This is a genomic window from Novosphingobium sp. HNCC26DJ243 (genome assembly GCF_057180545.1).
The window spans coordinates 1,161,197-1,173,571 of the sequence record NZ_JBXUGN010000001.1; the positions used below are offsets into that span (position 1 = coordinate 1,161,197).

Genomic DNA, 12,375 nt, shown 5'->3' on the forward strand with positions numbered 1-12,375 from the left:
ATGGCAGAAACTCGGGGACTTAGAGCGCTCTGGCACCGGCTTTCGCACAACGAGGCCGCACCCGGCATAACGCTGATGGTCTGCGCTGCGGTCGCGCTGGCGATAGCGAACTCCCCGCTCGCCCACGCATGGCACGATTTGTTTCACGCTCGCCTTGGCTGGACGCCTGTGCCCAAGCTCGAAAGCGCACATTTGTGGATCAACGACGGGTTGATGGCGGTGTTCTTCTTCGTTGTCGGCCTGGAGATAAAGCGGGAAGTTCTGTCCGGCGAACTGTCCGATGCGCGTCGACGCCGCCTTCCGGTCATCGCAGCCGTCGCCGGCATGGTCGTGCCCGCGTTGATCTACCTTGCCATTACCCACGGTGACCCGGCGCTGCAGCGGGGCTGGGCGATTCCTTCGGCCACCGACATCGCCTTTGCCGTCGGCGTGCTGGCGCTTGCCGGAAAGGGCCTGCCGCCGTCTCTTCGGCTGTTCCTGCTGACCGTGGCCATCGTCGACGATCTTGGCGCGGTCATGGTCATCGCCTTCTTCTACACCAGCGGGATCAAGCTTGCCTGGCTGGGCGCAAGCGCCGCAATCCTCATGGTGCTGGTCCTCGTCAACCGATTGGGCGTGCGATCGCTTGTGCCCTATGTTCTGGGCGCCATCGCCCTGTGGTTCACCGTGCTGCATTCAGGCGTGCACGCAACGATCGCAGGCGTTCTTGCCGCGCTCGCCGTACCGCTCGCGCTCAACCGGCACCATGACAGCCCGCTGCTCAGGCTCGAGCACGCGCTGGTCGCTCCTAACGGCTTCCTGATCGTCCCGCTGTTCGGACTCGCCAATGCCGGCGTCCATCTCGGGCTGCCGGAAGGCGGATCGCTCGCCCTGCCGCTCGGGATCGGTGCCGGGTTGCTGTTCGGCAAGCAGATCGGCATTTTCGGCAGCATCATTCTCGCCGAACGCTTCGGGCTGGCCAATCGCCCGGAAGGTGCGACCCTGCGCCAGTTGTGGGGCATCGCCCTGCTTTGCGGCATCGGTTTCACCATGAGCCTGTTCATTGCAGGGCTTGCGTTTCCGTCCAGCCCGATTCTGGTCGAAGAGGCCAAGCTCGGCATCCTTGGCGGCTCGGCGCTTTCGGCAGTAATCGGAATGGCCCTGTTGAGGGCCAGTCATCTCATCGAGGATTGATCGCAAAAGTCGATCAATGTTCAGATGACAATGCATGAAACCTTTCACCGGATGCCGCGTATAAGCGGCTCATCAAACGGACTCAGGAAAGGGGAACATCATGCCCGGAGACAACGCGAAGAAGGCCCTGATCGAAAGCCTCAATGGCTTGCTGGCCGATTATTTCACGCTCTACCTCAAGACCAAGAGCTACCACTGGCACGTTGCCGGACCGCAGTTCCGCGATCTGCACCTGCTATTCGACGAACAGGCAGCCGAACTCTTCGCACTGACCGACATCATCGCCGAGCGCGTGCGCAAGAATGGCGGAGATACCCTGACCTCGATCGCAAGCATCGCAGGCAAGGCCTCGATCAAGGATGACGAGCGCACCAAGGTGGATGCCATGGAAATGGTAGAGGCGCTGCGCGATGACAACGCCGCGCTCGTCAAGGTCATCCGTGCAGTGAAGGAAGCCGCCACTGCGGCGGGCGACAATGCGACTGAAGGTCTTGCCGATGACTGGACCGATCAGGCCGAACAGCGTGTCTGGTTCCTGACCCAGACGCTCGCCTGATCGTCAGAACCTGCCGCTCGTCCTCAGGCCTACGCCGCCGGGACGAGCGGTAAAGCCGCCCTGCAGCAACGGGCCGGTCGCTTCAGCGGGCAGGCCGGTCAGCGTCAGGTCAGCTTTCCATGTTCCGTCGCCCTCGATCCGCAAGGTAAGGCGCTCCATCCCGCCGGGCCCCTGCATCGGCACGACCAATCCGCCGCGCTCACATCGAGCCTTGCCCGAAAGAGCGATGGTATCGGGCATCAGGGGCCCCGGTGAAGCAAGGGCAAGCCCAATCGAGCCTTGCGCCTCCGCACAGGCGCCATCCTGCATGCGTACCGAAAAGTCGCCAAAGTTGATCGACGTCACGGGCAGGCCGCCCAGGCCACCGGGCAGCGAGACAGCACCGTTCACGCCGGACAAGCGCAGTGCGCCTGCACCGGTCGTCGCGCGCGCGACAAAGGGCGCATCTCCCGATCGCGATAGCGCGAACTGGGCGCGGCCAATCAGGAGCGGCAGGGGCTCGAGTCCCGCCTCGACCGTTCCGAGTGGCAGGGGTCCTACCCTGAGGTTGGCAATACGGCCACTCCAGACCGATCCCTCGATGCTCCGCGCGCTAACGTTGGCGGGTGCGGCCCAGCCAAGCACCAGCCGCAGCGGAAGCAGTACGACGAGCGCAATCACGGTCAACGCCGCCAGCGCAAGCCAGCCCCGACGGGTCATCGCCCGGTCGCGCACGAAGATCCATCGACCGATCATGCCCCGCCTCGCCGCAAGGAAACACTGACCGAGACCGAGCCATCGGGTGCGGGCGTCATCGTCAACTGCTCGACGACCAGGCCCTGCGCCGCAAGACCATCAAGCCACGCCATTGCCGCCGATGGGCGCGCGGTCGGAATCACGAGCACCGCCATGTCGGAGCCCTGACGCTGGTTCGACTGCACGACGAACCCGGCCTCGAGCGCGCTGGCTCCGGCCATCTGTTCGACCGGCCCGGAGAGTGCGTTTACCGATGCTTTCGGCGCAACCTTGAGCGCTGCGAGCCGGGCAGCGATCCGGCCCGCACGCTCGGTCGCCTCGCGATGTCGCACGGCGGCATCATCGAGCGCGGTGCCGACCGGAAGGACGATCCCATAAACCAGCACGATCAGCGCGGCCAGCCCGCCAGCCACGCCGACAAGCCCGCGTTCACGCGCGGTCAGGGCAAGGAACCAGTGCGCCAGGCGTCCCATCATGGTGCCCTCAAGGTAATGGCCGCGACGGTCGCACCGGTAGGATCGGGTGCCAAAGCAGGCGGAACGGTCACTTTCCAGCCTTGGTTCTGCAAGGCAATCAGCACGGCGTTCACGTCTTCCGCGCGCGGCGCGGCAGCGGTGAAACGCAACGTGCCGTCCGCGCCATAGCCAAGATCGCGGAGGCGGACCCCGGCGACCGGGCGCATGGCATCGAACAGGGCAGCGGCGGGCGCGGCAAAGCTCGCCCCACCCTCTCCGCGCCGCGCAAGCTCGGCGTTGAGCAGGCGTTCTGCCATGTCGAGGTCAGTCGCCGCCGGAAAGCGTGCCTGCGCCAGTTCAAGCGCACGCGCTTCCTGCTCCGAACTGTCGAGATTCCATTTCACGATCCACACCAGCATCAGCAGCAGGGCGAGCAGCGCCGCCGTCGCCGCCATCCGCGCAAGTCCCAGCCAGTTGGCAACCCGGAACACCGACACCCGGCGTGGCGCATAGGCGCCCTGGCGCAGGTTGAGCGGCGGCGCGGCATGGACAGCGGCAAGACGCAGGGCGAGTTCGTCGTCGTCCAGGGCAATCTGTTCAAGGTCGCCCGCCAGCGCCTCGACCAGCGCGGCCTCGCCTGCAAACGCCGCCTCGCCCGTGCGCGCAAGCAACTGGCCGCCAAGCTTGCCAAGCGCGAGGACGCCCTCGCTGCCCGGCAAGACGAGCGATGCCGGCACGATGGCCTGGGGATCGAGACCATGTTCGGCCAGAGCGGCGAGCCAGAGGTCCATGTCGCCCGAGCTTACGCTGCACGAGAGCAGGCGTCCCTGAGCCGATCCCACCGCGACATGCCGTTCGACTTGCGAAAGACCACCCTGACTGAGTGCCAGCCGTTCGGCAGCCAGCGCTTGTGCTAACGGCATTTCCGGCAAAAGCCGGTCGCGAACGGGCGCAAGGGCAGCCGGGACCAGCGCAGTAACTTCGCCTACCTCACCCCACGGTGAGGCCTCGCCATTGCCATCAAGCTCATGCTCGCGCCCGACGCCATTTTCGCTCACCAGCCACCAACGCCAGGCATGGCCCGGCTCGGCTGGCAGGAGGACGATCAGGCCGTCTGGAACAGGCGCGGACTGCGGCATCGCCGTGCTTCAGTTCTTGCCGGCGTAGATGTCGGCGGCCAGATCGCTGCCACCGGGCTGGCCGTCGGCACCGAGCGAGAATATCTCGAACGGCTTTCCGTCGCGTCCGGGCACCTGATACTGATAGGCGTGGCCCCAGGGATCGCTCGGCACATCCTTCACGTAACCACCCGAGCGATAGTTCTGCGGCATCGACAGATTCGCTGGCGGCGACTTGAGCGCATTCAGCCCCTCGCCCTGTCCGGGGTAGCTGGCCATGTCGAGCCGGTACATCTCCATGCCCTGCTCGAGCGTCGCGATGTCGGACCGCGCCTTCACCACCATCGCCTTGTCCTGGCTTGGCAGCACGTTGATCAGCACCACGGTGGCCAGCAAGCCGATGATGAAGATCACCACCATCAACTCGACAAGGCTGAAGCCGTTCGCTTCCGGCTCGGTGCCATCCTTCGTCATTCCGATTGGCCTCAGGCAGCGCGGCAATCCGGAGAGTGCGTCACTCCGTCTGGACTGCTGCGTCGCTTCGCTTGTCGCAAAGACGATGGTCCGGGCTTCGGTTCGGGTCATGATCACAATCCGGTCAGGTTCTGGAGTTGCAGGATCGGTAGCAGGATGGCGAGGATGATAAGCGCCACAAGCGTCCCCATCACGACGATGATCGCCGGTTCGAGCAGCGCCATGGCAGCAGCGGTAAAGGCCTCGAACTCGCGCTCGAGATAGTCGGCGGCGCGTTCCAGCATGGTGCCGAGCTGTCCGGCGGCCTCACCGCTGGCGGCGAGATAGACCAGCAACGGCGGAAACGTGCCCGCATCGCGCAGCGCGGTCGAAAGCGAACCGCCGGCGCGAACCTTCTCGGAAATCCTCGCCAGCGATTGCGCCTGCACCGCGTTGGACACCGTGCGCGTCGCCAGCCGCAGCCCGTCGACCAGCGGCAACCGCGCCTCGATCATCGTGGCCAGCGTGCGCGCCAGCGAGGCGGCGTGGACGTCGCGGATCAGCTTGCCGATGAACGGGATGCGCAGCAGCCAAGCATCGAAGCGGAGCTTGAACGCAGGGTTGCGCAAGCCGCGCGCGAAGCCTGCCACCGCCAGCGCCATCAATGCGAGCAGCGCCCACCACCAGGTGCTGAGAAATTGCGATATGCCGATCACCACCCGCGTCAGCATCGGCAGCTGGCGGCTGGCATTGTCGAACTGTTCGACCACGCGCGGCACCACCGAGATCATCAGTCCGGTGACGACCGCAATTGCCACGAGCGACAGCACGATCGGATAGGCAAGCGCGGCGATGATCTTGCCGCGCACCTGCGCCTGCCGTTCCAGCATGTCGGCCAGACGGTCGGCAATCGCGGGAAGGCTGCCCGAATTCTCGCCTGCAGCGATCATCGCGCGGTAGATCGGCGGAAAGCTCGGTTCCTCGCGCCGCATCGCTTCGGCCAAGGGCAGGCCCTCGACGATCCCGGCGTGAACGTTCGACAGGATCGCCTGCGCCCTGGGCTTTTCGGTCTGGCGCGAGATCGTGCGCAGACTTTCTTCCAGCGGGCTGACAGCCATCAACGAGGAAAGCTGCCGCGTGAACAGGGCCAGTTGCTTGGCCGAGAGCCTCGTCGCAAAAAGCGCAATGCCGCTGGTGGAGGTTGCCGCCCGCCGGGCAGAAGCCGCTGCGTCCGGCGTGATGCTCACGACGAACAACGCCCGGGCAACCAGCTTCTCACGCGCCGCAGCCTCACCGGCGGCCTCGATCGCACCCCGCCGCTCGGTCCCCTTGGGATCAATCGCGTGATAGGCAAAGCGCGCCATCAGCTATCGCGCCGCATGATCCGCGCGGCCTCCTCGGGGCTGGTCGTGCCATCCTTGACCATGCGCCGCACAGCCTTGGCCAGAGTCGGCGCATCCGCGAAAGCGTGGCGCGCAATGGCCGCTTCATCGGCGTTGTCGTGGATCATCTGGCGGATCGTATCGTCGACCCGCACTGCCTCGAACACGCCGACGCGGCCCGAATACCCGGTCTGTCCGCACTCGGCGCAGCCCCTTGCTGCATGGACCGTGCGCCCCGTCTTCATGCCCAGCACATCGGCCATTCCGGCATCGAGCGCGCGCTCCTCGCGGCAATGCGGGCACAACCGGCGGACCAGCCGTTGCGCGATCACCGCGCGAAGGGTGGATGCCAGAAGGAACGGCTCCACGCCCATGTCGCGCATCCGGGTGATTGCCCCTGCCGCGTCGTTGGTGTGCACGGTCGAGAGCACCAGATGCCCGGTGAGCGAGGCCTGCACCGCAATCTCGGCGGTTTCACGATCGCGGATTTCGCCGACCATGACCACGTCGGGATCCTGGCGCAGGATCGCGCGCAAACCTGCCGCGAAGGTCAGGCCGACCTTGGCATTGACCTGCGTCTGACCCACGCCGTCCACAGCGTATTCCACAGGGTCTTCCACAGTCAGGATATTGCGCGCGCCGTCGTTCAGCCCGCGCAGCGCGGCGTAGAGCGTCGTCGTCTTGCCCGAACCGGTCGGCCCCGTGACCAGGACGATGCCGTTGGGTTCGGCCAGCGCGCGGCGAAGGGTTTCCTCGGCCTTCGCATCCAGACCGAGGTGCGCGAGGTCCAGCCCGGCATTTTCCTTGTCGAGCAGGCGCATGACCACGCGCTCGCCCGCACGGTTGGGCAGCGTGGAGACGCGCACGTCAACCAGCTTGCCGCCCAGGCTCAGGGAAATGCGCCCGTCCTGTGGCACGCGCCTTTCGGCAATGTCGAGTCGCGCCATGACCTTGATGCGGCTGACCAGCACTGGTGCCACATGCGGTGGCATGCGCAGCTTCTCGGCCAGCACGCCATCGACCCGCATCCGCACGACCAGCGCGGTCTCGTAAGGCTCGATGTGAATGTCCGATACGCCCTGCCGCAGGCTCTCGGCAATCAGCCCGTTGATCAGCCGGATCGCAGGGGCATCGTCGGCGCTGTCGAGCAGGTCTTCGGCACTCGGCAAACCGAGCGCGAGCGGATCGAGCCCGTCGCCGGCAATGCCCATGTCGCCCACCACTTCGGCCGCGCCGTCCATCGCGTAGACTTCGGCGAGAAGCTTCTCGAATTCGCCCGCGCTCACGCAGCGCGTGGCGAGCGGACGGCCGACAACACGGCGCACTTCGAGCAAACCCATCGGATCGGTGCCCTCGCGCATTGCCAATGCCACGGCACCATCGGCCTCGCCTTCGATCAGCATCCCGTGATCGCGTGCAAAGAGATAGGGCACGATGGCGTGCGGCGCCGAAGCTGGCAGGGCGACCGTCATCGCGCCCGCGAGCGGCGTTTCAGGAAGGTCGGCGATGTCCTGCGCGGGCTCCATCGGTTCAGTTCTGCGCGTTGCTCGGCGGGAGCTCCGATTGCTCCAGCGGCCCGGTCGATGCCTTGGGCCGGATCAGCGTGTCGCCCGGGGTTACCACTGCCACTTGCGCCTGCGGGGCCGCCGGAAGCGTCGCACCCATGTAGTCCACGATCAGTTCGTCGATGCTCGGCTCGTGCTTGGGATCGAAATTGGTCTGCGCAGTGCGCACGATGCCGTAGCGCCGCGACGCCAGCGCCGCGCGATCGGCGGCATTGCGCAGGATCGTCGGGCGAATGAACACCATCAGGTTGGTCTTGACCCGGCTGCGCCCGCGCGACTTGAACAGTTCACCCACCACCGGAATGTCGCCGAGGAACGGCACCTTCTGCAGCGTGCGCTGTTCGTTGTCGTCGAGCAGGCCGCCCAGCGCCACGATCTCGCGATCGCCCACGGTGACGGTCGTCTTGATCTCGCGCTTGTTGACGATCAGTTCGTCCGACTTGCTTGAAACCGTGCCCGCGATCGAGCTGACTTCCTGCCGCAGATCCAGCCGGATCATGTTCCCGGCGTTGATCTGGGGGGTTACGTCAAGCTCGATGCCCACGTTCTGGCGCTGGATCGTGCGGAAGGTATCGTTGAAGTTGCCGCCCGAAAGCGCCTCTCCGGTAGAAACCGGGATTTCCTGCCCGAACAGGATCGAGGCGGGCACGTTGTTGTTGGTGGTGATGTGCGGGGTCGAAAGGATGTTCGAATTCTTGTCGCTCTGCACCGCGTTGATGAGCGCGCCGAGATACGTGTTGTTGCCAAGCTCGGTCAGGAAACCGGAATATGCCCCGCGTGCGCCGAGGATCTTGCTCGCCGCGTTCTCGCGCAGCAGATCGCCTGCACTGCTGTTGGTCGTGGTCGTGACGGTGCTGCCGTTCACTACCGTCGTCGTCTGGTTCAGATTGTCGGCCAGCAGCCCGCCCGCGATGTCGATGATGTTGGGCGAGGCGTTGGAGTAATTGGTCACGGCAAAGGGCTTGTCCTTGCCCCCAAACAGCAGCTGCACGCCCAGTTCACGCGCGACGTTGTTCGATACCTCGACGATGATCGCCTCGACCAGCACCTGTTCCTGCGGAATGTCGAGCTGGCGGATCACTTCGCTCAACCGGCGCTGCTCGTCGGCGGGGGCAGCGATGATGATCGCATTGGCCCCAGGGTAGCGCGTGATCGTGGCATTGCCGCGCCCGTTGGCAAGCTTGATCGGACCATTGCCCAGCCCGCCCGTCGTTGCACCGATCGGGCTGGTCGATGACCCGCCGTTCGCCGCCGCGGCACCGGTGCTGCCCTGCGTGCCTGCGGTGGAGGTAGCGCTGCCACCGACGCCCCCCAGCGAAACCGGCGCCGCGCTGGCAGATGCCACCTCGCCGCCGCCGGTCCCGCCGATAAGGCGTTCCAATACCGGCACCAGCGCGGCCGAATCCGCGTAGTCGAGCCAGACCACCTTGATCTCGCCACCGAGCGCGGCCTTGGCATCGAGCTGTCGCGCCATGGACGCCATTCTGGCGAGCGTCGACGCATCGCCGCGCATCAGCACGGCATTGGCGCTGTCCACGGCCACGACCGTTGCCAGCGATCGCGCGCCTTCGCCACCGGCTGGAACGAGTTGGCTCAGCGCAGTCGCGATTTCCCGGGCACCTGCATGTTCGAGGATCAGCGTCTGCGTCGTCGTGCTGTCGCGGTCAATGTCGGCGAGAAGCGCGCGGATGCGGCGCAGGTTGTCGGCATAATCGACCACGACCAGCGAATTGCCCGCCTTGTTCGCCGTGATCGCACCTTCCTTGCTGATCAGCGGGCGCAGCGTCTCTACCGCCTGTGCCGCGTCCACGGTTCGCAGGCGAACGACTTCGGTCACCATCTGGCTCTGCGCCGCGCCCCTGCTGCCGACGCGTGTAGGGTTGGTCGCCGCGCCTTCGGCCGGCTGGATGCGGAACGCGCCGTTGCCGGTCGGCACCGCGACCAGTCCGTTCGCCCGGAGCGTCGACAGGAACACCTCAAAGTATTCGGATCGGCTGAGCGGCCGGTCCGATACCACGCTGATCTTGGCCTGGACGCGCCCATCGACGATGAAGGTACGCCCCGTCACTTCGGCCGCATCGGCCACAAAAGCGCGGACATCCGCATCGCGCACGTTCAGCGTGTATTGCGCCCATGCAACCTGCGGCGTTGCCAGCGCCAGGACAGCTGCTCCGAAGAGCATCTTCGAATGGTTGAGAATGCGAAGTTTCATGGAGCCAATGTTATCGCGAGGGGAAGTTGCCGGTCTCCGCGCCTGACGGTTACCGAAATCGAAGCACCGGGACGCATCGCGCCCGACAGCAGAGCGGCATCGCCGGCGCCGGTCACCGGCTTGCCGTTGACTGCCGTGATCACGTCACCCGGCTGGAACCCCGCTGAGCGGAAGACTGCGCCATCGCCCGACGACAGGACTTCGAGACCGATGACCTTGCCACTTTCGGCCCGCGGACCGAAGTTAACGCCCTGCCGCAGCCGGTCGATACTGATGCCCCCGCCTGCTGCAGCGGGCTGGCCCGGCATTGCGACGGGATTGGCCGCGACCACCCCCTGTGCGCTGGGTGCGGGGCCGGACTGGTCGATATAGAGCAACTCGCGCGTACCGTTGCGCGAAAGTTCGACATGATCGAAAGCCACGCCCGCAAGCGTCACGCCCGGCTGGACTTCGGCACCAGTGCGAAAGACATTCTGCACGCCGTCGGCGCCCGCGATAATCGCGCTCCCACCACCACCAGCTGTTGCGCGCGTGGCGAAAAGCGTCAGGGCAAGCGACGTGACCGCGCCCTCGCCCGGCGCGACCGATGACGGCGGCGTACGGTTGAACGGATCGAGGCTTGCAAAGAGCGCGGCGCGTGCTGTCGGCGACATGTCGCGCACGCCTGCGGGCTGCCATCCGCCCAGCGGGGAAACCGGCGTGACCAGAGCCCAGAACACTGCCGCAGCCAGCCCAGCGATCGCGCTGGCCAGCGCCCACCACAGCACTTCGTGCAGCGGCGGAAAATCCAGGCTTACGCCCGGTCTGGCCAAGTTGAAGCCCCCGAATCTCACGCGCATTATCCCTTCCGATCAACAGGCATACCTTGCCCTCGGCGATTCACAAACGCTGCGGGAGCGATGATCCTGCACAAGTCCGCGTAAGCGGGTGAAGCAACGCTATCGCAGCACATCTGCAGTGCCTCGAGTGATGCAGCGCACGCAGGATGACAACTTTTCGCGCGCGGTCCATTAAGCGGCTCCATGATCCGCTTGCTTCCCCGCTCCGTACACCGCCATGCCTTGCGGATTGCCCACGCCTTGCGGCTCTGGTGGTGGCGCAAGGCGGGGCGCACCGTCCGCGGATGCAATGTAATCGCTGCAAATTCCGTGGGTCAGGTCCTTCTCGTCCGCCACTCCTATCATGCGCGCGATTGCTGGATGCTGCCCGGCGGAGGGCTGGCCGGCAACGAGGATCCCCTTGCCACGGCGGCACGCGAACTGGCCGAGGAAACCGGCTGCATTCTCGAGGAAGCACGGCACCTGGGCACGTTCACGCTCGACCGCAACGGCTGGACCAACCTGATCGAGCTGGTCGTGGGCGAGACCGGCGATATACCGCACGCCGATGGTCGCGAGATCGAGGAAGCGCGCTTCTTCGATCCGCTAAACCTCCCCGAAAACACCAGTGGATCGGTTCGCGCCATGATCTTGCGCTGGCACTGGGTTCAGAACGGCAATTCGGCCTGAATCACCGGCATTGCATCGCTCTCCGACACCTCGTCGGGCTCCTCGCCCTCGAGCGCGGAAAGGGTGAGACCCATCAGCCGGACCGGCTTGGCGAGGGGTAGTTGCGCATCGAGCAACTCGCGCGAAATGCGGGCGAACTCTGCCTTGTCCAAGACCACGCGCGGCAGCGATCGTGATCTCGTGATCGGGGTGAAGTCGTTGAACTTCATCTTCAGCGTCACCGTCCTTCCGCTGGAGCCGCTGCGGTCGATCCGCTCCCACACGATCTCGATGATCCGCTCCAGCGTTTCGCGCAGCGCCGATCCTGACGATATGTCGCGCTCAAAGGTGCGCTCGCCACCCACGGACTTGCGCGGGCGGTCCGCCTTCACTTGCCGCAGGTCGATTCCTCGCGATGCGCGGTAAAGGTAATCGGCGCTGCTTCCGAAGTTCTCGCGCAGGAAGGCAAGGCTGCGGTCGCGCAAGTCGCCTCCGGTTTCGATGCCGAGCGCCGCCATCTTCTCGGCCCCGCGGGGACCGATGCCATGAAATCGCCGCACCGGCAGGCTGGCGACAAAAGTCGCGCCTTCGCCCGGCCGGATCACGCACAGGCCGTCAGGCTTGTTCTGGTCGCTGGCGATCTTGGCGAGGAACTTGTTATAGGACACGCCTGCACTTGCCGTCAGCCCGGTCTCGGCGCGAATGCGCTTGCGGATCAATTCTGCGATGCGGGTGGCCGATCCGATCCCGCGCACGTCGTCGGTCACATCGAGATAGGCCTCGTCCAGCGAGAGCGGTTCTACGTGAGGCGTGTAGTCGAGAAATATCGCCCGGATCTGCTGTGAGACCGACTTGTAGACCTCGAACCGGGCCTTGCGGAAGATGAGATCAGGGCAGAGCTTGGCCGCGCGCACCGAGGGCATGGCCGAACGGACCCCGAACTTGCGCGCTTCATAACTTGCGGCAGCCACCACCCCCCGTTCGGAAGAACCGCCGACGGCGACCGGCTTGCCGCGCAGCGACGGATCGTCGCGCTGTTCAACGCTCGCAAAAAAGGCGTCCATGTCGACATGGATGATCTTGCGCAGGCCTGTCGCAGTGCGGTCCGGTTCGGAGTCGTCTGGCGATGCCTGCATGGGCTGCACCTTAGCGCGTTTCGCATTGCAACATAAAGGGTGGGAATCCGGAGCGTTATGGTCCAAATGACCGTCATGTGTGCTGACCGAACCGCTTCCCGCG

The 12,375-nt window shown here is 65.5% G+C and carries 12 protein-coding genes; 3 read left to right on the plus strand and 9 right to left on the minus strand.

The genetic code is table 11. The features are described from left to right. Together nhaA and AC2A04_RS05600 are read left to right on the plus strand one after the other, a co-directional pair. Positions 1 to 1,173, plus strand: a complete 1,173-nt coding sequence (gene nhaA, locus AC2A04_RS05595; RefSeq protein WP_484211298.1) for a Na+/H+ antiporter NhaA — start codon at positions 1 to 3, stop codon at positions 1,171 to 1,173. A 100-nt stretch (positions 1,174 to 1,273) separates the two neighbouring features. Further along, positions 1,274 to 1,729 carry a Dps family protein gene (locus AC2A04_RS05600; RefSeq protein WP_484211299.1) on the plus strand — a complete coding sequence of 152 codons (456 nt, stop codon included), beginning with the start codon at positions 1,274 to 1,276 and terminating at the stop codon, positions 1,727 to 1,729. 3 nt (positions 1,730 to 1,732) lie between these two features. Here AC2A04_RS05600 and gspN read toward each other — a convergent pair whose 3' ends face one another. The 8 genes from gspN to AC2A04_RS05640 form a co-directional block, all read right to left on the minus strand. Continuing rightward, positions 1,733 to 2,464: a type II secretion system protein N gene (gene gspN / locus AC2A04_RS05605; RefSeq protein WP_484211300.1), complete on the minus strand. Its 732-nt coding sequence runs from the start codon at positions 2,462 to 2,464 to the stop codon at positions 1,733 to 1,735. Then, the gene (gene gspM / locus AC2A04_RS05610; RefSeq protein ID WP_484211301.1) at positions 2,461 to 2,940 is read right to left on the minus strand and encodes a type II secretion system protein GspM; all 480 of its coding nucleotides are present in this window, start codon (positions 2,938 to 2,940) and stop codon (positions 2,461 to 2,463) included. The genes gspN and gspM overlap by 4 nt, the downstream gene beginning before the upstream one ends. Beyond that, complete coding sequence (gene gspL / locus AC2A04_RS05615; RefSeq protein ID WP_484211302.1) at positions 2,937 to 4,058, minus strand: type II secretion system protein GspL; 1,122 nt, start codon at positions 4,056 to 4,058, stop codon at positions 2,937 to 2,939. The genes gspM and gspL overlap by 4 nt, the downstream gene beginning before the upstream one ends. A gap of 9 nt (positions 4,059 to 4,067) precedes the next feature. Beyond that, on the minus strand, positions 4,068 to 4,511 hold the full coding sequence (gene gspG / locus AC2A04_RS05620; protein WP_484211303.1) for a type II secretion system major pseudopilin GspG: 444 nt from the start codon (positions 4,509 to 4,511) through the stop codon (positions 4,068 to 4,070). 113 nt (positions 4,512 to 4,624) lie between these two features. Further along, positions 4,625 to 5,854 carry a type II secretion system inner membrane protein GspF gene (gene gspF, locus AC2A04_RS05625; RefSeq protein ID WP_484211304.1) on the minus strand — a complete coding sequence of 410 codons (1,230 nt, stop codon included), beginning with the start codon at positions 5,852 to 5,854 and terminating at the stop codon, positions 4,625 to 4,627. Next, on the minus strand, positions 5,854 to 7,344 hold the full coding sequence (gene gspE / locus AC2A04_RS05630; protein WP_484211692.1) for a type II secretion system ATPase GspE: 1,491 nt from the start codon (positions 7,342 to 7,344) through the stop codon (positions 5,854 to 5,856). The genes gspF and gspE overlap by 1 nt, the downstream gene beginning before the upstream one ends. 58 nt (positions 7,345 to 7,402) lie before the next feature. Continuing rightward, positions 7,403 to 9,649, minus strand: coding sequence for a type II secretion system secretin GspD (gspD, locus tag AC2A04_RS05635; protein WP_484211305.1), 2,247 nt, complete (start codon positions 9,647 to 9,649; stop codon positions 7,403 to 7,405). Then, the gene (locus AC2A04_RS05640) at positions 9,646 to 10,461 is read right to left on the minus strand and encodes a type II secretion system protein N (protein WP_484211306.1); all 816 of its coding nucleotides are present in this window, start codon (positions 10,459 to 10,461) and stop codon (positions 9,646 to 9,648) included. The genes gspD and AC2A04_RS05640 overlap by 4 nt, the downstream gene beginning before the upstream one ends. Positions 10,462 to 10,671: 210 nt before the next feature. On the opposite strand from AC2A04_RS05640, the gene AC2A04_RS05645 reads away from it, so the two are divergent. Continuing rightward, positions 10,672 to 11,157 carry an NUDIX hydrolase gene (locus AC2A04_RS05645; protein ID WP_484211307.1) on the plus strand — a complete coding sequence of 162 codons (486 nt, stop codon included), beginning with the start codon at positions 10,672 to 10,674 and terminating at the stop codon, positions 11,155 to 11,157. Here AC2A04_RS05645 and dinB read toward each other — a convergent pair. After that, positions 11,136 to 12,272, minus strand: coding sequence for a DNA polymerase IV (gene dinB / locus AC2A04_RS05650; RefSeq protein ID WP_484211308.1), 1,137 nt, complete (start codon positions 12,270 to 12,272; stop codon positions 11,136 to 11,138). The two genes, AC2A04_RS05645 and dinB, sit on opposite strands and share 22 nt — an antisense overlap. Between the last annotated feature and the right edge of the window lie 103 nt (positions 12,273 to 12,375).

Bases quoted from the DNA above. Each gene is read 5' to 3' on its own strand.
- nhaA (WP_484211298.1), top strand. From the start codon at position 1: ATGGCAGAAACTCGGGGACTTAGAGCGCTCTGGCACCGGCTTTCGCAC.
- AC2A04_RS05600 (WP_484211299.1), top strand. From the start codon at position 1,274: ATGCCCGGAGACAACGCGAAGAAGGCCCTGATCGAAAGCCTCAATGGC.
- gspN (WP_484211300.1), bottom strand. From the start codon at position 2,464: ATGATCGGTCGATGGATCTTCGTGCGCGACCGGGCGATGACCCGTCGG.
- gspM (WP_484211301.1), bottom strand. From the start codon at position 2,940: ATGATGGGACGCCTGGCGCACTGGTTCCTTGCCCTGACCGCGCGTGAA.
- gspL (WP_484211302.1), bottom strand. From the start codon at position 4,058: ATGCCGCAGTCCGCGCCTGTTCCAGACGGCCTGATCGTCCTCCTGCCA.
- gspG (WP_484211303.1), bottom strand. From the start codon at position 4,511: ATGACGAAGGATGGCACCGAGCCGGAAGCGAACGGCTTCAGCCTTGTC.
- gspF (WP_484211304.1), bottom strand. From the start codon at position 5,854: ATGGCGCGCTTTGCCTATCACGCGATTGATCCCAAGGGGACCGAGCGG.
- gspE (WP_484211692.1), bottom strand. From the start codon at position 7,344: ATGACGGTCGCCCTGCCAGCTTCGGCGCCGCACGCCATCGTGCCCTAT.
- gspD (WP_484211305.1), bottom strand. From the start codon at position 9,649: ATGAAACTTCGCATTCTCAACCATTCGAAGATGCTCTTCGGAGCAGCT.
- AC2A04_RS05645 (WP_484211307.1), top strand. From the start codon at position 10,672: ATGATCCGCTTGCTTCCCCGCTCCGTACACCGCCATGCCTTGCGGATT.
- dinB (WP_484211308.1), bottom strand. From the start codon at position 12,272: ATGCAGGCATCGCCAGACGACTCCGAACCGGACCGCACTGCGACAGGC.